This window comes from Verrucosispora sp. WMMA2044 (assembly GCF_027497155.1).
Taxonomy (GTDB): domain Bacteria; phylum Actinomycetota; class Actinomycetes; order Mycobacteriales; family Micromonosporaceae; genus Micromonospora; species Micromonospora palythoicola.
On sequence record NZ_CP114913.1, the window covers coordinates 446,274 to 465,769 of the forward strand.

Annotated in this window: 18 protein-coding genes; 6 read left to right on the forward strand and 12 right to left on the reverse strand. The window is 71.7% G+C overall.

Annotated features, from left to right (window positions below; all coding sequences use genetic code 11):
- Positions 1 to 13: 13 nt before the first annotated feature.
- From rocD to O3597_RS02095, 4 genes are all read right to left on the reverse strand, one after another.
- On the reverse strand, positions 14 to 1,228 hold the full coding sequence (rocD, locus tag O3597_RS02080) for an ornithine--oxo-acid transaminase (protein ID WP_164447687.1): 1,215 nt from the start codon (positions 1,226 to 1,228) through the stop codon (positions 14 to 16).
- The gene (gene ddaH / locus O3597_RS02085) at positions 1,225 to 2,040 is read right to left on the reverse strand and encodes a dimethylargininase (protein WP_208020905.1); all 816 of its coding nucleotides are present in this window, start codon (positions 2,038 to 2,040) and stop codon (positions 1,225 to 1,227) included. Before ddaH ends, rocD begins: the two co-directional genes overlap by 4 nt.
- A 337-nt stretch (positions 2,041 to 2,377) precedes the next feature.
- The gene (locus O3597_RS02090) at positions 2,378 to 3,241 is read right to left on the reverse strand and encodes a thrombospondin (protein ID WP_281603114.1); all 864 of its coding nucleotides are present in this window, start codon (positions 3,239 to 3,241) and stop codon (positions 2,378 to 2,380) included.
- 146 nt (positions 3,242 to 3,387) lie between these two features.
- Positions 3,388 to 4,077: an SDR family NAD(P)-dependent oxidoreductase gene (locus O3597_RS02095; protein ID WP_164447683.1), complete on the reverse strand. Its 690-nt coding sequence runs from the start codon at positions 4,075 to 4,077 to the stop codon at positions 3,388 to 3,390.
- A 242-nt stretch (positions 4,078 to 4,319) separates the two neighbouring features.
- On the opposite strand from O3597_RS02095, the gene O3597_RS02100 reads away from it, so the two are divergent.
- On the forward strand, positions 4,320 to 5,126 hold the full coding sequence (locus O3597_RS02100) for a DNA-formamidopyrimidine glycosylase family protein (RefSeq protein WP_164447682.1): 807 nt from the start codon (positions 4,320 to 4,322) through the stop codon (positions 5,124 to 5,126).
- A gap of 77 nt (positions 5,127 to 5,203) precedes the next feature.
- Here O3597_RS02100 and O3597_RS02105 read toward each other — a convergent pair whose 3' ends face one another.
- The 4 genes from O3597_RS02105 to O3597_RS02120 all read right to left on the reverse strand — a co-directional run bounded on the left by O3597_RS02105 (position 5,204) and on the right by O3597_RS02120 (position 10,169).
- Entirely contained in the window at positions 5,204 to 6,076 is an 873-nt protein-coding gene (locus O3597_RS02105) for an aminoglycoside phosphotransferase family protein (protein WP_281603115.1), read from the reverse strand.
- 42 nt (positions 6,077 to 6,118) lie between these two features.
- Positions 6,119 to 7,543, reverse strand: coding sequence for a WGR domain-containing protein (locus tag O3597_RS02110; RefSeq protein ID WP_281603116.1), 1,425 nt, complete (start codon positions 7,541 to 7,543; stop codon positions 6,119 to 6,121).
- Positions 7,544 to 7,632: 89 nt separating this feature from the next.
- Positions 7,633 to 9,003, reverse strand: a complete 1,371-nt coding sequence (locus tag O3597_RS02115) for an FAD-dependent oxidoreductase (protein WP_281603117.1) — start codon at positions 9,001 to 9,003, stop codon at positions 7,633 to 7,635.
- A 17-nt stretch (positions 9,004 to 9,020) separates the two neighbouring features.
- Positions 9,021 to 10,169, reverse strand: a complete 1,149-nt coding sequence (locus tag O3597_RS02120) for a glutamate--cysteine ligase (protein ID WP_164447679.1) — start codon at positions 10,167 to 10,169, stop codon at positions 9,021 to 9,023.
- Positions 10,170 to 10,381: 212 nt separating this feature from the next.
- Here O3597_RS02120 and O3597_RS02125 point away from each other — a divergent pair, with 212 nt between their 5' ends.
- Positions 10,382 to 11,806, forward strand: a complete 1,425-nt coding sequence (locus O3597_RS02125) for a carbohydrate-binding protein (protein WP_164447678.1) — start codon at positions 10,382 to 10,384, stop codon at positions 11,804 to 11,806.
- A gap of 148 nt (positions 11,807 to 11,954) precedes the next feature.
- On the forward strand, positions 11,955 to 13,358 hold the full coding sequence (locus tag O3597_RS02130) for a cellulose binding domain-containing protein (RefSeq protein ID WP_281603118.1): 1,404 nt from the start codon (positions 11,955 to 11,957) through the stop codon (positions 13,356 to 13,358).
- A gap of 121 nt (positions 13,359 to 13,479) precedes the next feature.
- Here the strand turns inward: O3597_RS02130 and O3597_RS02135 are convergent, their stop codons facing one another.
- Positions 13,480 to 14,145, reverse strand: a complete 666-nt coding sequence (locus tag O3597_RS02135) for a DedA family protein (RefSeq protein ID WP_164447677.1) — start codon at positions 14,143 to 14,145, stop codon at positions 13,480 to 13,482.
- A 76-nt stretch (positions 14,146 to 14,221) separates the two neighbouring features.
- The gene (locus O3597_RS02140; RefSeq protein WP_164447676.1) at positions 14,222 to 14,812 is read right to left on the reverse strand and encodes a DUF1349 domain-containing protein; all 591 of its coding nucleotides are present in this window, start codon (positions 14,810 to 14,812) and stop codon (positions 14,222 to 14,224) included.
- A gap of 59 nt (positions 14,813 to 14,871) precedes the next feature.
- Here O3597_RS02140 and O3597_RS02145 point away from each other — a divergent pair, with 59 nt between their 5' ends.
- Positions 14,872 to 16,524, forward strand: coding sequence for an alpha-amylase family protein (locus O3597_RS02145; protein ID WP_281603119.1), 1,653 nt, complete (start codon positions 14,872 to 14,874; stop codon positions 16,522 to 16,524).
- Positions 16,525 to 16,660: 136 nt separating this feature from the next.
- On the forward strand, positions 16,661 to 17,419 hold the full coding sequence (gene fabG, locus O3597_RS02150) for a 3-oxoacyl-ACP reductase FabG (protein ID WP_164447674.1): 759 nt from the start codon (positions 16,661 to 16,663) through the stop codon (positions 17,417 to 17,419).
- 39 nt (positions 17,420 to 17,458) lie between these two features.
- Here the strand turns inward: fabG and O3597_RS02155 are convergent, their stop codons facing one another.
- Both O3597_RS02155 and O3597_RS02160 read right to left on the reverse strand, forming a co-directional pair.
- The gene (locus O3597_RS02155; protein ID WP_164447673.1) at positions 17,459 to 17,887 is read right to left on the reverse strand and encodes a hypothetical protein; all 429 of its coding nucleotides are present in this window, start codon (positions 17,885 to 17,887) and stop codon (positions 17,459 to 17,461) included.
- Entirely contained in the window at positions 17,880 to 18,278 is a 399-nt protein-coding gene (locus O3597_RS02160) for a hypothetical protein (protein WP_164447672.1), read from the reverse strand. The genes O3597_RS02155 and O3597_RS02160 overlap by 8 nt, the downstream gene beginning before the upstream one ends.
- 168 nt (positions 18,279 to 18,446) lie before the next feature.
- Here O3597_RS02160 and O3597_RS02165 point away from each other — a divergent pair, with 168 nt between their 5' ends.
- Complete coding sequence (locus O3597_RS02165; protein WP_164447671.1) at positions 18,447 to 19,349, forward strand: Gfo/Idh/MocA family oxidoreductase; 903 nt, start codon at positions 18,447 to 18,449, stop codon at positions 19,347 to 19,349.
- The last annotated feature ends 147 nt before the right edge of the window (positions 19,350 to 19,496 follow it).

A 19,496-nucleotide genomic window follows, 5' to 3' on the forward strand; every position in this document is an offset into this window, starting at 1 on the left:
GCGGTACGACAGCTCAGCCGGCCAGTACGGCGGTCAGCTGCGCCACCGCGTGGTCGATCTCCTCCTCGGTGATCACCAGCGGCGGCGCGAGCCGGATGGTCGAGCCGTGCGTGTCCTTGGCCAGCACCCCACGCTCCATCAGCCGTTCGCAGGCCTCCCGGCCGCTCATCAGCGCCGGGTCGATGTCCAGGCCGGCCCACAGACCTCGGCCGCGTACCGCGACCAGACCCTTGCCGAGCAGACCACGCAGACCGGCGTGCAGCCGCTCGCCGAGTGCGGCGGAGCGGCGCTGGAACTCGCCGGTCGCCAGCAGCCGGACCACCTCGGTCGCCACGGCACAGGCGAGGGGGTTGCCGCCGAAGGTGGAACCGTGCTGGCCGGGCTTGAGTACGCCGAGCACGTCCGCGTCGGCGGCCACCGCGGAGACCGGCACGATGCCCCCGCCGAGCGCCTTGCCCAGCAGGTACATGTCCGGCACGACGCCCTCCTGCTCGCAGGCGAACGTGGCGCCGGTGCGACCCAGGCCGGACTGGATCTCGTCGGCGATAAACAGCACATCGCGTTCGGTGCACAGCCGCCGTACGCCGGGCAGGTAACCCTCGGGCGGCACCACCACGCCCTGCTCGCCCTGGATCGGCTCCAGCAGCACGGCGACGGTGTGCTCGTCGATCGCCTCGGTCAGCGCGGCCAGGTCGCCGTAGGGCACGATCCGGAAGCCCGGCGTGTACGGCCCGAAGTCGGCCCGGGCGTCGGAGTCGGTGGAGAAGCTGACGATCGTGGTCGTACGCCCGTGGAAGTTGCCCTCCGCGACCACGATGTTCGCCTGGCCGGCCGGTACCCCCTTGACCTGGTAGCCCCACTTGCGGGCCACCTTGATGCCGGTCTCCACGGCCTCGGCCCCGGTGTTCATCGGCAGCACCAGGTCCTTGCCGCACAGCGCCGCCAGTTCCCGGCAGAAGTCGGCGAACTGGTCGTGGATGAACGCCCGGCTGGTCAGCGTGAGCTTGTCGAGCTGAGCGTGCGCGGCGGCGATCAGCGTCGGGTGCCGGTGACCGAAGTTCAGCGCCGAGTAGCCGGCCAGGCAGTCCAGGTAGCGGTTGCCGTCCACGTCGGTCACCCAGGCACCCTCGGCCGAGGTGATCACCACCGGCAGCGGGTGGTAGTTGTGTGCGGTGTGCCGCTCCGAGTCCTGCACCGCGGCGGGGGTCCGCAGCATGTCCTCGATCATCGGTCTGCCTTTCCCTGACGGAGTCGCAACGTGCAGCACTTCGGGCCGCCGCCGGCCCGACGCAGCTCGGACAGGTCGACGCCGATCGTCTGGTAGCCCCGGTCGCGCAGCTTGGCGGCCAGGTCGGTGGCCTGCTCGGGCAGCACCACGTGCCGGCCGTCACTGACCGCGTTGAGGCCGAGCACCTCCGCGTCGGCCATGGTGGCGTGCACCGCGTCCGGGAAGAGCCGGCGGAGCACGGCCTGACTGCCGGGCGAGAACGCCTCGGGCAGGTACGCCACGGTGCGTTCGTCGAGCACGGTCAGTGCGGTGTCCAGGTGGTAGAAACGGGGATCGACCAGCTGCATGGTGATCACCGGGTACCCGAAGACCTCCTGGAGCTGGGCGTGCGAGGCGTGCGCGGTGCGGAAACCGGTGCCGGCGAGCAGGTGGTCGCCGGCCAGCAGGACGTCGCCCTCACCCTCGTTGACGTGCTTCGGGTCGTACATCTCGAAGCCTGCGGCCTCGAACCAGGCGCGGTACGCGGGGGCCTCGTCGGCGCGCTGCGGATCGCGGAACTGCACCGCCATCGCCTTGCCGTCGATCACGGTGCCGCCGTTGGCGGCGAAGACCATGTCGGGCAGGCCCGGTACCGGCGCGATCTCCTCGACGGTGTGGCCCAGGTCCAGGTAGACCTGCCGCAGCCGCTCCCACTGCCGTACGGCGAGGTCGGCGTCGACCGGGGCGGTCGGATCCATCCACGGGTTGATCGCGTAGTCGACGGCGAAGTACGTCGGCCGGCACATCAGAAACCGTTGGCGGGTGGCGTCCATCGTCATGTGTCCTGCTCCAAGCCTCGGGCGCGCCCGGCCACCGTCGGCCCACGGGCTGGCGCCGTGGCTCAACGGTATGCGGGCAAGACCGGCAGGATCCACCGCGAACCCTTGCATTCAGCGGCAGATCGTTGCGTTTGGCACCCGACTGGTGCAGATTCATTGCGTATGGCTCGTGAACAGCGGCGGATCGACCCCGGGCATACGTCAGGGGCGGCGAATCGCCGCCCCTGACGAGCGTGTGCGCCCGGCTGGTGAACCACCAGATCTGATCGGGCTACGGTCGGTTCCGCACCGACCGGCACCGGTGAACCACCGGCGGGGCGAAAAGTGCCCGCTACAGGCGATCCACAAACTGTGAATCAAGCCACTCACGGAAGCGGACCACGGTGTCCCCATCGGTGGTCGGCCAGTCGTACTGGCCGGTCATCGCGAGCACGCCCAGGACCACCGCCCCGAGTCCGAACGCGATGCCCAGCAGCGCGTCGGACTTGCCGGCGACGTGCCGCCGGCGGGTGGCCATCAGACCGAGCACGGCGAGCACCGCCCCGATCGCGCCCAGCGCGATGCCGTACCCGGCGAGGGCGCCGGTGAGCACGAACAGGACGCTGCCGACGCCGACGATCAGGCCGAGCGTGGCCAGCATGCTGGCCCGGGGTCGCGGGCCGACGGGTGCCGGCGGTACGTCTCGATCGGCCTCGCCGTCGGGCGTCCGGTCATCCACGGTGCCGTCCCGCTCGACGGTGTCGGCGATCCGGTCACGGTCGGCGCGCCGGTTCTCGTCGACGATCCGGTCGCCCTCGGCGGTGCGGTGGCCGTCGAGAGTGCGGTCGAGGCCCGTGGTGCGGTGGCCGTCCACGGTCGCGTCGCGGTCGGTGGTCTCGGTGGCGGCGCGGCCGCTCCGGCCACCGTGCACGGTGGAGCGGGCGGTGGCGGCCCGGGCCTCGGCGGCCCGCTCCGCGTCGGGCTGGGGAGTCACCCGGTCGGCGTCCGGGCCGGCGCTCCGGTCGGCGGAAGCCCGCCCGGTGACGACGGTGTTGCCGGTCGGCGTTCGGCGCTGCTCGGTGCTGCCGTCGGTGCCGCCCGTGACGTCGGGTCGCGCGTCGGTGCGGGTGTCGGTGGCGACCGTCCCGCTCCGGCCCCGGTCGTCGTCCGTCGGTGCCGCCGATTCGTCCCGGCGCAACAGCGAAGGAAACTTCATGATCTTCACCTCCTGATCGATGCGTGGACGGCGGCATCAGCCCCGTATTCGCCAGCCACGCCACAACATCTCGGAGTTACCCACCCCTCGCCCCACCGACACCCCCTGCCCCACCCCCCACCCCGCCGACAGGGTTTGTGGGTGGGTCAGTGGGGGCGGGTGAGGGGGGCCAGGGCTGCGGTGAGCAGGGCGAGGCGGCGGGGGCGGGAGACTCGGACGGGGCGGTTGCGGACACAGTGCGCGAGAACCTCGACGGCCCGGTCGACCGGGATCATCAGCGGTCGGAACGTGCCCTTGGCCATCTTGGTGTCGACGAATCCGAACCGCACGGTGGTGACGTGCACGCCGTGCCGGCGCAGGGCCGCCGCAAGACCCATCAGGTACGACGACAGCCCCGCCTTCGAACCGGCGTAGCCGGGTGCCTCGCCGGAGACCAGCCGGTCGGCCAGGCTGGAGATCCCGATCAGGTGCCCGTCGCCGGCGGCGAGCATCTTCGGCACCACCACGGCGGCGGTGCGTACCGCGCCCATCAGGTTGACCTCGAAGGTGCGTGTCTGCGGGTCCAGGTCGGCCAGGTCGACGGGTTCGCCGACGCCGGCGGCGTAGACGCACAGGTCCACCCCGCCGAGTTCGTCGATCGCCTTGCTCAGCACCTCGGGATAGTCGGGCGCGGTGACGTCGACGGTGTGGTGGGCGTACGTCGGGACGATGATCGGGTTGTCCCGCCGGGACAGCCCGGTGACCAGCCAGCCGTCGGCGAGCAGCCGGCGGGTGAACGCCAGTCCGATCCCGTCGCTGTTGCCGACCACCACCGCGCGGCGCATCCGATCCGTCACGACTCACCGCCCCATCGAGTCGACGTGCTGCCCGCCGTGCCGGCGGCCCGACCGGCAATTGAACCAGAATCCCGAGGACAATCCCTACCGTCGAGTAACTGTCAGCTGCCGGGCCGGCCGAGCGGCGGGGGAGTCGAGGGTTGCGTCGGGGCGGGGGGGCGACCCGCCGGGGTGCGGGGCGGAGCAGGGTGACGCCGGCCGGCCGGAGACTGCTGCGCCAACCGCTGGCTACGCTTGGCGCCGTGCCAGAGGGACACACGATTCATCGCCTGGCGGCCCGGCACGCCGAGCTGTTCGCCGGGGACAAGGTGCATGCCGCCAGCCCGCAGGGCCGCTTCGCCGACGGTGCCGCCATGGTCTCCGGGACGGTGCTGGACGACACCGAGGCGTACGGCAAGCACCTGCTGCACCACTACGCCGGTGAGTTGACGCTGCACGTGCACCTCGGCCTCTACGGCAAGGTCACCGACGGTGACGGTGAGCCGCCGGAGCCGGTGGGACAGATCCGGCTACGGCTGACCAGTGACCGGCACTGGCTCGACCTGCGCGGACCGACCGCCTGCGAACTGCTCAGCCCGCCCGAGGTGGCCGCGCTCCGGGCGCGACTCGGACCGGATCCGCTGCGCGTCGACGCCGACCCGGAGCGGGCGTACGCCCGGATCTCGCGCAGCGTGACGCCGCTGGCGGCGCTGCTGCTGGACCAGGCGGTGGTGGCCGGCACCGGTCTGATCTTCGTCACCGAGGCGCTGTTCCGCGCCGGTCTGTCGCCGAGGCTGCCCGGCCGGGAACTGACCCGGGCCGGGTGGGAGGTGCTCTGGGCCGATCTGGTGGAACTGATGACGCTCGCGGTCGGCACCGGCCGGATCGACACCGTCCGCGCCGCCCACCTGCCCGAGGCGATGGGTCGTCCGGCGCGAGTCGACCGGCACGGGGGAGAGGTCTACGTCTACCGCCGCCCCGGCCAGCCCTGCCACGTCTGCCGCACCCCGATCAGCCGAGGCACCATCACCGCCCGCAACCTCTACTGGTGCCCCACCTGCCAGTCCTGACCCCACCGGCGTGAATCTTGGTCCGGAACGGCCCTCCAGGGGGCCGTGCTCGACCAAGATCTGACCGAAATGCCACCTCAGTCGAGGAGCCAGCGGACCACCTCGGCGTGGTCGGTGAAGACCCGGTCGCCGTCGATGCTCCAGGCCATCGTCTGACCGATCGTCCAGCCCACGACCCGGTCCCGGTCCAGCCCCAGCTCGGCGCTGAGCCGGTCCAGCCGGCGACGGACGGCCGCCCGGGAGTGACCCAGCTCGGTGCCGCGCACCATCGCCACGACCGAGAACTCCCGCTCGCCGACCAACGGCTTCGGGTCGATCACCAGCCACGGCTCGCGTTCGGCGCGCAGCACGTTGGCGGCGTGCAGGTCCTGGTTGACCAGGACCTGCTCGCCCTGGCTGCCGGCCAACCCGTTGAGCTGGTCGAGCGCGACCTCGACCAGCCGCCGCTCGAACGGCCGTCCGGCCCGCTCCCATTTGGCCGGCAGCCGGGACGCCCAACCGGCGGCGGCCTCCGCCAACGACAGGAACGGCTGACCGGCCGGTACCCAGAGGCGGGGGAGCAGCGCCACCACGGCGTCGAGCGCCTCGTCGAGCGGTACCGCGTGCAGCGGTGTGCCGGGGTCGCAGCGCTCCACCAGCAGTGCCCGCAGGCCGGGGTCGTGGGCGAGCAGCCGGACGGCCCCGGCACCGTCCCAGCTACGCAGCGCCGTCGCCTCGTGCGCGCTCTCCGCGTCGGGAAACTGCACCTTGAGCACCGCCCGGGTGCCGTCCGGCAACTCGGCCGGCACCGCCAGGGAGGCGCAGGCGTACCCGAAGGGCGACCCGAGCCGCAGCGACCAGCGCCGGGCGCAGGTGGCCAGCCGGTCGGGCAGCCCGGCCAACCACTCCGACCCGCCCGGCATGCCGTGCAGCCAGGTCAACCCGTCGGGGACGCGCAGCACGCCGCTCACCGAATCATGATGGCCGAGCCCGGTCGGCCATCACAACGGAGATCAGCGGAGCCGGCGGATGTCGCCGTACGCCCGGTAGAAGCCGCCCCGGCCGGACTCGCGGACCTCGGTGACCAGGTAACGCGCGCCCGGCTCGCGGATGCCCTTGGGGAACTGCACCGACCAGTCCCGGTGGTAGCCGCCGGAGAGCACGTGCATCCGCAGCCGGCCACCCTGCTCGACACACTCCACCACCACGCCGCCGCCGGTGTCGGCGACCACCTCGACCTGGGTCACCGCCGCCGGTTCCGGCAGTCGGGCCGGCGCCTTGACGTCGACCACGTCGGGCACGCTGCCCGCCTCCGCCGCCCGGATGGCGGGCTCGCTGGCGTCGATGCAGGCCAGGTGGCCGCTGGTGGTCACCACGTAGAGGCGCTGGTCGTGGTACTGCATGGAGTAGGCCGACCCGCAGCCGGTGCCGAGCTTCCACAGCCGGGTGCCGTCGGCGGCGAAACAGTAGATCGAGGACTGGCTGTCCCCGGCGAAGACGTAGCGGCCGTCGGCGGCGGTGGCGCAGGAGAAGACCGGGGCGTCGGCCCGGTAGGTGCGCAGCGCCGACCCGCCGTCCTTGCCGATCCGGACCACCTCGCGGGTGGCGGTGCCGGCGAACACGGCGTCGCGTTCCTGCCAGCCGAAGAGCACCGAGCCGGTGCGGGTGTGCCACAGCTCGCGACCGGTGCGCCAGTCGTAGCCGCTCACTCCCGTCGAGTCGCCGTGGTAGACGGCGTCGGCGTCGCAGCGCACCATCCAGGCCGACCGGCCGCGCCCGGCCCGCCGCCAGAGGAACTCGTCCTCGTGGTCGATGGCGGCGATCCCGCCGTCGGCGTCGGAGACACCAAGCACGCCGTCGTGGATGTCGAGCCAGTAGATGTCGATGTCGGGCACGATCGCGTACGCCACCCGGGGGATCTTGCCGGAGAGGTCGTAGACGTTGCCGTCGTCGCAGCCGGCGTAGATCCAGGCGTCGTCGGCGACGATGCACTTGACCCCGTCGGGCAGGCGGACCTGGTCCACCACCCGGGCATCGTGGTCGAGGGTGGTGATCACTCCCCGCTCGTTGCCCACCATGCAGGTGCGTCCGTCGACGAAGATGCCGAAGGCCGGTGCGCCGGAGTCGTACCGCCAGAGCACCGGGGCGGTGCGGGCGGTGGAGCGGGTGCTGACGATCTGTCGCCGGGAGACGGCCCGCTTCTGGCGTACGCCGGGCACGGCCGGGGCGTACCCCTTGCGGATCTTCTCGCCGATCTTCTTCGCCGCGGCGGCCCGCGCCCGGGCGTTGTCGGGATAGCCGGTGGTCTTCACCTGGCCCTGGTCGCCGATCCGCCCATAGCGCACCGTCATCGTGGTGTCGTCGACCGCCACCTCGTAGAACTTGTGCGCCGCACCGTCCACTTCGGACAGTTCGAGGTAGGTCGTCTCCTGCGACATAAGGTTTCCTCCGAGGGTTCGCGTCGGCCCTGACCGGGCGGCGCGCACACGCTAACCCCCGGCACCGACAGAATCCCGCCCCGGAGCCGTCAGCGGGCGAGCGCGTCCACGGCCTTGCGGGCGGCGACCAGCACCGGATCCCAGACCGGGGCGTACGGCGGGGCGTAGCCGAGGTCGAGGGCGGTCATGTCGTCCACCGTCATCTTGTTCCACAGCGCCACGGCCAGGGTGTCGATCCGCTTCGCCGCCTCGGACCAGCCGACGATCTGGGCGCCGAGCAGCCGCCCGCTCGGGCGCTCGGCGATCAGCTTCACCGTCATCAGCCGGGCGCCGGGGTAGTAGCCGGCGCGGTTCGTCGACTCCGCGATCACCGAGACGAACTCGAACCCGGCCATCCGCGCCTCGCGTTCCCGCAGCCCGGTGCGCCCCACCTCCAGGTCGCACACCTTGGTCACGGCGGTGCCGATCACCCCCGCGAAGGTGGCGTACCCGCCGCCGATGTTGATCCCGGCGACCCGGCCCTGCTTGTTGGCGTGGGTGCCCAGCGGAACGTGCACCGGCATGCCGCTGACCTTGTGCAGGGTCTCCACGCAGTCTCCGGCAGCCCACACCCCGGGCACCTCGGACACCCGCATCTGGCGGTCCACCCGGATCCCGCCGGTCGGTCCCAGCGGCAGGCCGGCGGCGGTGGCCAGCTCCGTGTTGGGGCGTACGCCGAGACCGAGCACCACCAGATCGGTCGGGATCGGCCCGTCGTCGGTGACCACCTCGCTCACCCGGCCGTCGCGCTCCGTCAGGCCGGTGACCCGTACGCCGGTGCGGATGTCCACGCCCAGCCCGCGCATCGCCTCGGTGACCAGCCGGGCCATGTCGGGGTCGACGGTGGACATCGGCTGCTCGTCGCGCTCGACCAGGGTGACCGACAGCCCACGGCGGACCAGCGCCTCAGCCATCTCGACGCCGATGTAGCCGCCGCCGACCACCACTGCCCGCCGGGGTCGCGGCTCGGCCTCCAGCCAACCGCGCAACGCCGAACCGTCGTCGAGGGTCTGCACCCCGAACACCCCGGCGGCGTCGGTGCGCGCCCAGGCAGGCTTCTTCGGCACCGCCCCGGCGGCGTACATCAGGTTGTCGAACGGTTCGCGGACGTCGCCGCCGCCGTCCAGGTCGCGGGCGACCACCTCGCGGCGGTCCAGGTCGATCCCGACCACCTCGTGCCGGATCCGCACGTCGATGGCGTAGTCCTCGCGGTGCGTCTTCGGCGACCGGGCCACCAGCTGCTCCCGGTCGGTCACCAGGCCGCTGATCCAGTACGGGATTCCGCAGGCCGAGTACGAGGTGAAGTGCCCCCGTTCGAACACGACGATCTCCAGGTCGTCCGGGCCCCGGCGGCGGCGCGCCTGGGCGGCGGCCGACATGCCGGCGGCATCACCACCGATGACGATCAGCCGTTCCGTCACACCGTCACCTCCTTCCCTCAGGCCGGGTCCTCGCCCCGGGTCTGGCGTGCCACGTCCGTCACCACATCCTCCAACCGTCCGGTCCGGGCGTACACCGAACGCTGCCGTTGGGCGCCGCTGCCGTGCCGGCGCAGCCCTTCCAGCAGGCTGGTCACCTCGGCGAGGTCGCCGTGGCGTTCCAGCGCCGGCCCGAGGCGTCCGACGAGCTGGTGCAGCAGGTCCCAGGCCGGCCGAAGCTCACCGCTGGACAGGTCGACCGCCTCACCCTCCAGTCCGTCGTGGGCGGCCCGCCAGTGCGCGCCGACCAGCAGGTGATGGTCGGTCGGCAGCGGTGGCCGTCCGGCCGCGATGTCGTCGAGCGCGGTCGCCACCAGCCCACGGACCAGCGCGGCGACCAGGACCGCGTCGTCGACGGTCGGGCAGACGTCACCGATGCGCAGCTCCACCGTCGGGTACTTGGCGGACAGCCGGGCGTACCAGTAGAGCATCCCCTCGTCGAGCATCACGCCGCTGGCGATCAGCTGCCGGATCAGCCGTTGGTAGTGGTCGTGGTTGACCAGGTAGGGCGTCGGCGCGACCGAGGGCCAGCGTTCCCACTCGATCGACCGCCAGCTGGCGTAGCCGGTGTCCGCCCCTCGGGAGAACGGCGAGTTGGCGGTGACCGCGTGCAGGATCGGCAGCCACGGCCGCACGTGGTTGAGCACCTGTACGCCCGCGTCGGGGTCCGGAATTCCGACGTGGACGTGCATGCCGTTGTTGCCCGGCCCGGGGACCAGCAGCCGGAACCGGGCGAGCATCCGGTCGAAGCGGGGCTTGTCGACCACGGCGGGCACCGGACCGTCGACCGGCCCGGTGCCGATCGCCAGCAGCCGGGTGCCGGCCCGCTCGGCGGCGTCGGCCAGCGAGGCGCGGAGCAGGCCGAGGGAGTGCCGGATCGAGGAGAGTTCCAATCCCGGCGGGCTGCCGATCTCGATCTGACTGGTCTGGAACTCCCGCTCGACCTGTCCCCGCAGCTCGGCCGGGACCTGCTCCATCACCGCCTCGACAGCGGGCACCGCGACCCCGGTGTCCGGGTCGACGAGCAGGAACTCCTCCTCGACACCCACGGTGAGCAGATCGGTTGCCTCGACCGGTGAGCCCGGTGCCGGTGCCGCCTGTGTGACCATCAGTACCACCGTCCACTTCTGCCGGGCGGTCCGTCCGCACCGGGTCGGCCGGCAATTACCCCCTGTGGTGGCACCGGGAAACTCCGGCCGGTGTGGCGCGGTGTGTCCGCTGGCCGGACCGGCCACATCGATCGACATTGACAACTGCGCGAGGGCGACGTACAACTCCTGAGAGAGCGCTCTCTCACCCGTCCCCGCAGAGAGGCACGTCCATGACATCTGCCCCGGCGGCATCCGCCGCCCCGCCTGTGCGACGCCGGCTGCCGCTGGCGTTGGTCCTGCTCACCGCCGTCACCACCGTCCTGGCCGGGCTAAGCACGACCGCGGACGCCGCCGTGCCACCACCCCCGTCGGGCTGGAGCCTGGTGTGGAGCGACGACTTCACCGGCGCCGCCGGCACCCTCCCGTCCTCCGGCAACTGGATCATCGACACCGGCACCAGCTACCCGGGTGGCCCGCCCAACTGGGGCACCGGCGAGATCCAGACGTACACGAACAGCACCGCGAACGTCAGCCAGGACGGTGCCGGCAACCTGCGGATCACCCCGTTGCGCGACAGTTCCGGCCGCTGGACCTCGGCCCGCATCGAGACCGTCCGCAGCAACTTCAAGGCCCCGGCCGGCGGGATCCTGGCCATCGAGGGCCGCATCCAGATGCCGAACGTCACCGGTGCCGCCGCGTCTGGGTACTGGCCGGCGTTCTGGGCGCTCGGTTCGCCCTACCGGGGCAACTACCAGAACTGGCCGGGCATCGGCGAGTTCGACGTGATGGAGAACGTCAACGGCCTCAACTCGGTCTGGGGCGTACTGCACTGCGGCGTCGCACCGGGCGGCCCGTGCGACGAGTTCAACGGCATCGGCGCCTCCCGGGCCTGCCCGGGCAGCACCTGCCAGTCGGCGTTCCACACCTACCGCTTCGAGTGGGACGCCTCGGTCAGCCCGCAGCAACTGCGCTGGTACGTCGACGGGCAGCTCTACCACACGGTCAGCCAGAGCCGGATCGGTGAGCCGTACTGGTCGCAGATGACCAGCCACGCCGGTTACTTCCTGCTGCTGAACGTGGCGATGGGCGGGGCCTTCCCGAACGGGGTCGCCGGCAGCGCCACGCCGACCTCGGCCACCGTGCCCGGCCGGCCGATGCTCGTGGACTACGTCGCCGTGTACAGCCGGGGTGGTGGCAGCAACCCGCCGCCCACGACGCCGCCGCCGACCACCCCGCCGCCGGGCGGCACCCGGGACGCGTACGCGACCATCCAGGCCGAGTCCTTCAACGCCCAGAACGGCGTGATCGTCGAGGCGTGTTCCGAGGGCGGGCAGAACATCGGGGCGCTGCGCAACGGTGACTGGGTCCGCTTCGACAACGTGGAGTTCGGCTCCGGCGGGCCGCGCGACTTCGTGGCCCGGGTCGCCTCCGGCGCGGCGTCCGGCGTCAGCGGCCTGGTGGAGGTACGGGTGGACAGCCCGACCAGCGCACCCATCGGCAGCTTCGCCATCGCCAACACCGGCGGCTGGCAGAGCTGGCGTTCGGTGCCCGGCAACGTCTCCGGGGTGACCGGACGGCGCACCGTCTACCTCACCTTCACCAGCGGTCAGCCCAACGACTTCGTCAACGTCAACTGGTTCCACTTCCGCCGCTGAGGCGTGCGGCACGGCCCCTGGCGTCGCCTCCGGCGGAACCGGGGGCCGTGCCGATTCCTCCAGGCCAGCCCTGGACAGAAACAGTTAACACTCTTAATAATAGGCGCCAGGTTGATGTTCATGGATTTTCGTCCGGGCTGGAGGGCACATGAAACGGTCCAGAACCCTGGTGCTGTCGGTGGTCGGCGCGCTGGCCGCCGCGCTCGGCGCGGTGTGGCTGGCACCCGCCGCGTACGCCGCCGGAGTCAGCGCGAGCTTCGTCAAGACGTCCGACTGGGGCTCGGGCTGGGAGGGGAAGTACACGATCACCAACGGCGGCGGCACCACGGTCAACGGCTGGAGTCTCGCCTTCGACCTGCCCGCCGGCACCACGGTCGGCACCTACTGGGACGCGCTGCTGACCTCCAGCGGCCAGCGGTACACGTTCACCAACCGCTCCTGGAACGGCACCATCGCGCCCGGCGCCTCGGTCTCCTTCGGCTTCCTCGGCAGCGGTTCCGGCGTACCGGCGAACTGCCGGCTCAACGGCGCGGCCTGCACCGGCGGCACGACGCCGACCACGCCGCCACCCACCACGCCGCCGCCGACGACCCCGCCGCCGACCCCGCCTCCGCCGACGACCCCGCCGCCGACCAGTCCGCCGCCGGTCACCGGGCTGCCGAAACACATCCTCACCGGCTACTGGCACAACTTCGACAACCCGGCCGTCGAGCTGCGGCTGCGGGACGTGCCCACCGAGTACGACCTGGTGGCGGTCGCCTTCGCCGACGCGACCGGGACGCCCGGCGCGGTCGGCTTCGCCATCGACCCCGGCCTGTCCGCCGCCCTCGGCGGGTACACCGACGCCGACTTCTCCGCCGACGTGCGGACCCTCCAGAGCCGTGGCAAGAAAGTGATCATCTCGGTGGGTGGCGAGACCGGCCGGGTCGTGGTCAACAGTTCGGCGTCCGCGGTGGCCTTCGCCGACAGCGTCCACGCCCTGATCCAGCGCTACGGCTTCGACGGTGTCGACATCGACCTGGAGAACGGGTTGAACCCGACGTACATGGCGCAGGCCCTGCGGTCACTGCGGGCGAAGGTGGGCAGCGGGCTGATCATCGCGATGGCGCCGCAGACCATCGACATGCAGAACCCGGCGGGTAGCTACTTCAAGCTGGCGTTGGACATCAAGGACATCCTGACCGTGGTGAACACCCAGTTCTACAACTCCGGGGCGATGCTCGGCTGCGACAACAACGCCGCGTACGCCCAGGGGACGGTCAACTTCATCGTCGCGCTGGCCTGCATCCAGTTGGAGGCGGGGCTGCGGCCCGATCAGGTCGGGCTCGGCCTGCCGGCCGGTCCCGGCGCGGCCGGCGGCGGCATCGTCGCGCCCAGCGTGGTCAACGCCGCGCTGGACTGCCTCACCCGGGGCACCAACTGCGGCAGCTTCCGTCCGCCGCGCACCTACCCCGGCCTGCGCGGCGCCATGACCTGGTCCATCAACTGGGACGTCACCAACAACAACACCTTCGCCCGCACCGTCTCCCCCCACCTCCGCACCCTCCCCTGACACGCTCAAGATCCGGGCAACTTCCCCGATGCGGCTGTCTCGGGCTCGGCTGGGGCAGCAGCATCCCCGAAGTTGCCCGGATCTTGGGCTTGGCGCAGGGGGTGTAGGGGTGCAGGGGCGGTCAGCGGGAGGGGGTTTGGGTGGGGGAGGAGTGGTGGCGGCGGCGGAGTTTTTTGATCACCCAGGTAGCGAGCATGATGGCGAACAGGGCGAGGATGCCGTAGTCGAACCAGGAGCTGTAGCGGTCGATCTGCTGCCAGCGGGAGCCGAGGGCGTAGCCGAGCCCGATGAAGATCCCGTTCCAGATGCCGCTGCCCAGCGTGGTGAGCGTGACGAACTCGACGAGCGGCATCCGGTTCGCCCCGGCCGGCACCGACACCAGGCTGCGGACCACCGGCGCCATCCGGCCGAAGAACACCGCCCAGCGGCCGTACCGCTCGAACCACCGGTCCGCCTTCTCCAGGTCGTCCAGATCGACAAGGGGCAACCTGTCGAGCCACCGTTTGAGGCGGTCCTCGCCGACGACCGCGCCGACCCAGTAGAGGAACAACGCGCCGAGCACCGAGCCCGCGGTCGCCGCCACGGTCACCACGAGCGCGTTGAACTTTCCCTCGCCGGCCAGGTATCCGGCCATTGCCAGGACGATCTCGCTCGGGATGGGCGGGATGATGCTCTCCAGGGCGACCAGCAGGGCGACCCCCACCGCGCCGCTCGCCTCGATCACCCCGGCGATCCAGCCGGTCAGCCCGCCGACCTGGGTGGGGTCGACGTCCTGGGCGAGCGCCATGATGATGCCTTTCGCGGGTTCGGCGTGAACGGAACTCTTACCCCGCCGCAACCGCGAGACACACCCGTCGAACAGATCACTCCGGCGGATGCAGCGCCTCGTCGGCCGGGCCGACGCGCCATCCGGTGAACCGCACCACGAGCCCGCCCCGGCTGGGCGAGCAGCAGTACGGCCCAGCCGCCGCCACCGCGTCGGGAGCCAGCGGAGCGAGCCGAACCAGTCGCCACGACTCACCGGCGACCCGGGCCCGTACGGTGAGCGCGTCGCCCGCGCGGCTGACCCGTACGCTCACCTCCCGGCCCGCCCAGTCCGGGACCGGTGCCACCGACCAGTCGGAGACGTCCCGGGTCACCACCGCGCCCACCTGGGGCTGGCCGTCGCTGACCTCCACGCCCGCCTTCACCCAGTTCCGGTCGTCCACCCGGACCAGCACGCCGGCCTGGTCGAACTGCCCGGTCCAGGCCAGCCGGAAGTCGACCTCCACGGCCGTACCGACGGGAAACGACGCGAGCAGTGCGGGGGCGTCGTCATGCACGAATCCGTAGCTGGTGTGCCGCCACAGGTCGCTGCCGTGAGCCGGCTCGACGGCCAGCGTGCCGTCCGGTTCCTCGGCCACCCGGACCGGCCGGCCGTGCCAGTCGCCGCCGGACCAATCGATGCTGCGCATGCCGGCACCGTACCGAGTCGGGGTTTGCCGACGTCCCGGCCGGGAGAAGGTACGGGGGCATGTCTGACAGGTGGTACTCGGAGGCGGTCGTCTACTGCCTCGACATTGACACGTACGCGGACTCCGACGGTGACGGGGTCGGTGACATCCGGGGTCTGATCGGCCGGCTGGACTACCTCGCCCGGCTCGGGGTGACCTGCCTCTGGCTGCACCCCATCCATCCGTCGCCCAACGACGACGACGGCTACGACGTGACCGACTTCTACAACGTCGACCCACGGTTCGGCACGCTCGGCGACTTCGCCGAACTGCTGCACCAGGCCAACAACCGGGGCATCCGGGTGATCATCGACCTGGTGGTGAACCACACCTCCGACCAGCATCCGTGGTTCCAGTCCGCGCGCTCCTCGCCGGACTCGCCGTACCGCGACTGGTACGTCTGGTCGGAGCAGGAGCCGGCCGACCGGCACCAGGGCATGGTCTTCCCCGGCGAACAGCATGAGACCTGGACCTACGACCGGACCGCGAAGGCCTGGTACTACCACCGCTTCTACAAGTTCCAGCCGGACCTGAACACCATGAACCCGGCGGTACGCGCCGAGATCAAGAAGATCATGTCGTTCTGGATCCAGCTCGGCGTCGCCGGCTTCCGGATGGACGCGGTGCCGTTCATCATCGAGCGCACCGAGCCCGGCGACCCGAGCCCGGAACTGGACTTCGAGTTCCTCACCGAGCTGCGCCAGCACGTGCAGTGGCGGCGCGGGGACGCGGTCCTGCTGGCCGAGGCGAACGTCGAGCCCGACAACCTGCCCGCCTTCTTCGGCGACAGTGGCGGCTCGGCGAACCGGGTGCACATGCTGTTCGACTTCATGCTCAACGGGCGGCTGATGCTGGCCCTGGCCCGGCAGGACCCGGAACCGGTGATCGAGGCGTTGCGGGACACCCCGGCACTGCCCCAGGGCGGGCAGTGGGCGACGTTCCTGCGCAACCACGACGAGATCGACCTGTCCCGGCTCACCGCCGAACAGCGCAACGAGGTGTACGAGCAGTTCGGTCCCGAGGAGCACATGCGCATCTACGACCGGGGCATCCGCCGCCGGTTGGCACCGATGCTGGGCAACGACCGTCGGCGCGTCGAGTTGGCGTACTCCCTGCAGTTCTCGCTGCGCGGCACGCCGGTGCTGCGCTACGGCGAGGAAATCGGCATGGGCGAGGACCTGTCGCTGGACGGCCGGCAGGCCATCCGTACCCCGATGCAGTGGTCCAACCAGCCCAACGCCGGCTTCTCCACCGCGGAGCCGGAGAAGCTCGTCCGCCCGGTCATCGACAAGGGTGAGTTCGGGTACGAGAAGGTGAACGTCACCCTCCAGCGCCGGGACCGGACCTCGCTGCTGGCCTGGTTCGAGCGGATGATCCGTACGCTGCGGGAAGCCCCGGAGATCGGCTGCGGCTCCACCACCCACATCGACGTGCCGATGCCTCCGGGAGTGCTGGCGCACCGCGCCGACGGGCCGACGGGGACGATGGTCTTCCTGCACAACCTCGGCACCACCGACGCCGAGGTGGACCTCAGCAAGCTTCAGCCGGAGGCGGACCTGCCCATCGACGTGCTCGCCGACCGCAACTACGACGACGTCGGCAAGCTGGACAAGCTGCAACTGTCCGGTCACGGCTACCGCTGGATCCGGCTCTGTCGATCCTGGTCGCACTGAGCCGAAGGCCGGGCCGACCCTCGGTCGGTGACCTCCGGGCCGGCGGGCCCGGTCCGGAGGTCGGGATCGACGGGGGTCAGGCCGTCCCGGCGTGGGTTAGGCTCCTGCCGTCGAGCCAAGTTACCGGGAGGTAGGCATGTCGGAAGGGCAGCGGGTCGCCATCGTGACCGGAGCGGCACGGGGAATCGGCGCGGCCACCGCCAGGCGGTTGGCCGCGGACGGGCTGGCCGTCGCGGTGGTCGACATCGAGGAGTCGGCGACGAAGGAGACCGTGGACGCGATCGCGGCGGCCGGCGGCCGGGCGCTCGGCGTCGGTGCGGACGTGGCGGACCGGGCCCAGGTGGAGGCCGCCGTGCAACGGGTGGCCGCCGACCTGGGCGCGCCGACCGTACTCGTCAACAACGCCGGGGTGCTCCGCGACAACCTGCTGTTCAAGATGACCGACGCCGACTGGGACACCGTCCTGGGCGTACACCTGCGGGGGGCGTTCCTGTTCAGTCAGGCCGCGCAGAAGCACATGGTCGAGGCCCGTTGGGGCCGCATCGTCAACCTGTCCAGCACCTCCGCGTTGGGCAACCGGGGGCAGGCCAACTACTCGGCGGCCAAGGCCGGGATGCAGGGCTTCACCAAGACCCTCGCCATCGAGCTGGGCCCGTTCGGGGTGACCGTCAACGCGGTCGCGCCCGGCTTCATCGTCACCGACATGACCGCGGCCACCGCCGCCCGGATGAAGGTGGACTTCGAGGCGATGCAGAAGCACGCCGAGTCGGAGATCCCGGTCCGCCGGGTGGGCCGGCCCGACGATGTGGCGCACACCATCTCGTTCCTGGCCAGCGAGGGGGCGTCGTTCGTGTCCGGCCAGGTCGTCTACGTCGCCGGCGGCCCCCGGGACTGACCGGCCTCGTTCAGTGGGGCCCCTGCCGGCACACCGGTGTCAGGAAGGGGCCCCTGCCGCCCTCCGTCGGGTGTGCCGGAGCCAGGCCAAGCCGAGGACCGGCAGCACCAGCGGTATGTATCCGTAGCCGCTGCCGAAGCCGGACCAGACCGTCTCGTCGGGAAACAGGTCTGGTCGAGCCAGACTGACGGCACCGACACCGACCACGCCGACCAGTTCCAGCGCGCAGCAGGCCAGGGCGATCCGGCGGCCCGCGTGACCGGCCCGCGCCAGCCCGACCGCCGCCACGACGTAGACGATCGCGGCGAGCGCGGAGAGCAGGTACGCCAACGGCGCCTCGTCGAACCTGGTGGCGATCTGGAGGGCGGCGCGGCTGCTGGCGGCGATGGCGAAGAGCAGGTAGACCGCGATCAGCAACCGTCCCGGACCGGCGTTGGTCCGGGGCCGGGCGGTGCTCAGCTCAGCCACCGAGCACCTGCCAGGTCTGCTGAAGCCGGACCACGACCACCGGCGTCACCAGACACACCGCGCACACGATCGCCGAGCCCCACCGGGTCGGTTCCATCCGGGCCAGCACCGCCGCCAGCGGCGGCAGGCAGACCAGCGTGACCAGGTAGCCGAAGAACGATCCCGGTTCGCCCGGACGCTCACCGTCGGCCAGCGCCACGGCGGTCACCAGCACCAGGCCGAGCAGCAGCAGCTCCAGTACGCCCAGCCCGATCAACTGCATCCGGTCCGGCGGCCGGTGGCGCAGCGCGGCCACCAGCGCCCAGGCCGCGACCAGCAGCGACAGCACGATGGCGGCGACGGCCAGGGCCCCGTCGGCCGGCGACCCGGTGGTGGTCGCGGCGGTGGTCACCCGGTCCGTCCGGTGCTCGTTCCGATCACCGGCCCACTCTACTAACCCCCGTAGTAAGAGCGACGCCGACATGTCCCGGCGGGACGGCGGGCGCGGCCGGTCGGCGGGGACTAGCGTGATCACTGTCGCGGATCAGCCGTGGCCAGGCGAGGACGGCGGAGGTACGGGATGCGGTTCGGGTTGTTCGGCACCGGGCACTGGGCGGCGGAGACGCACGCGGCGGCGCTCGAGGCGCACCCGAGAGCGGAACTGGTCGGCGTGTGGGGGCGCAACCCGGACAAGGCCGCCGCGCTGGCCACCCGGTACGGGGTACCGGCCTTCGACGACGTCGACACGCTGATCGAGGCGTGCGAGGCGGTGGCCGTCGCACTGCCGCCGGACGTCCAGGCGGACATCGCCGTCCGGGCCGCCACCGCCGGTCGGCACCTGCTGCTGGACAAGCCGCTCGCGCTCACCGTGGCTGACGCCGACCGCGTGGTCGAGGCGGCCACCGACTCGGGTGTCGCGTCGGTGGTCTTCTTCACCGGCCGGTACCAGCCGGACGTCGCCGGCTTCATCGCCGCGACCGCCGCGGCCGGCGGTTGGCACACCGCAACGGTGATCCGGTTCGCCTCGATCTTCCAGCCCGGCAGCCCGTACGGGCAGTCGCCGTGGCGGCGGGAGCACGGCGCGTTGTGGGACGTCGGCCCGCACGCGCTGGCCGTGCTGCTGCCGGTGCTCGGTCGGGTGGCCCGGGTCGCCGCCACCGATGGTCCCGGCGGCCTGGTGCACCTGCTGCTCAGCCACGCCGACGGGGCCACCAGCACGGTCTCGCTGACGCTTGACGCACCACCTCGTTCGGTCGCCGCCGAGTTCGTCTTCTACGGCGAGAGCGGCATCGAGCGACTGCCGAACGGTGGTGCCAGCCCGGCGACGGCTTTCGGGGTGGCCATCGACCAGTTGCTGGCCGAGGTCGACGCCGGTACCCGGGACCACCGCTGCGACGTGCGCTTCGGCCGCGAGGTGGTGGCGGTCCTCGCCGCCGCCGAGGCCGCCCGCGCGCAGGGCACCATGGTCGACGTGCCGGCCTGAGCGCGGGCGGTAAAGCGGTCGCCACCGGCCGGAGGAGTCGGTAGGGTCGCCGGCATGTGCGTGCACGCCCTGATCAACGCGGTTGCCTCGCCGGCCGCCTACGGGCCGCTGCTGGTGGCCCGCCCGCGCGTCCGGCGTCCGGCCCTG

What these genes read in the sequence shown, in the direction of transcription:
- rocD (WP_164447687.1), bottom strand. Translation starts at nt 1,228, where the DNA reads ATGATCGAGGACATGCTGCGGACCCCCGCCGCGGTGCAGGACTCGGAG.
- ddaH (WP_208020905.1), bottom strand. Translation starts at nt 2,040, where the DNA reads ATGGACGCCACCCGCCAACGGTTTCTGATGTGCCGGCCGACGTACTTC.
- O3597_RS02090 (WP_281603114.1), bottom strand. Translation starts at nt 3,241, where the DNA reads ATGAAGTTTCCTTCGCTGTTGCGCCGGGACGAATCGGCGGCACCGACG.
- O3597_RS02110 (WP_281603116.1), bottom strand. Translation starts at nt 7,543, where the DNA reads ATGTCGCAGGAGACGACCTACCTCGAACTGTCCGAAGTGGACGGTGCG.
- O3597_RS02120 (WP_164447679.1), bottom strand. Translation starts at nt 10,169, where the DNA reads ATGGTCACACAGGCGGCACCGGCACCGGGCTCACCGGTCGAGGCAACC.
- O3597_RS02125 (WP_164447678.1), top strand. Translation starts at nt 10,382, where the DNA reads ATGACATCTGCCCCGGCGGCATCCGCCGCCCCGCCTGTGCGACGCCGG.
- O3597_RS02130 (WP_281603118.1), top strand. Translation starts at nt 11,955, where the DNA reads ATGAAACGGTCCAGAACCCTGGTGCTGTCGGTGGTCGGCGCGCTGGCC.
- O3597_RS02135 (WP_164447677.1), bottom strand. Translation starts at nt 14,145, where the DNA reads ATGGCGCTCGCCCAGGACGTCGACCCCACCCAGGTCGGCGGGCTGACC.
- O3597_RS02140 (WP_164447676.1), bottom strand. Translation starts at nt 14,812, where the DNA reads ATGCGCAGCATCGATTGGTCCGGCGGCGACTGGCACGGCCGGCCGGTC.
- O3597_RS02145 (WP_281603119.1), top strand. Translation starts at nt 14,872, where the DNA reads ATGTCTGACAGGTGGTACTCGGAGGCGGTCGTCTACTGCCTCGACATT.
- fabG (WP_164447674.1), top strand. Translation starts at nt 16,661, where the DNA reads ATGTCGGAAGGGCAGCGGGTCGCCATCGTGACCGGAGCGGCACGGGGA.
- O3597_RS02165 (WP_164447671.1), top strand. Translation starts at nt 18,447, where the DNA reads ATGCGGTTCGGGTTGTTCGGCACCGGGCACTGGGCGGCGGAGACGCAC.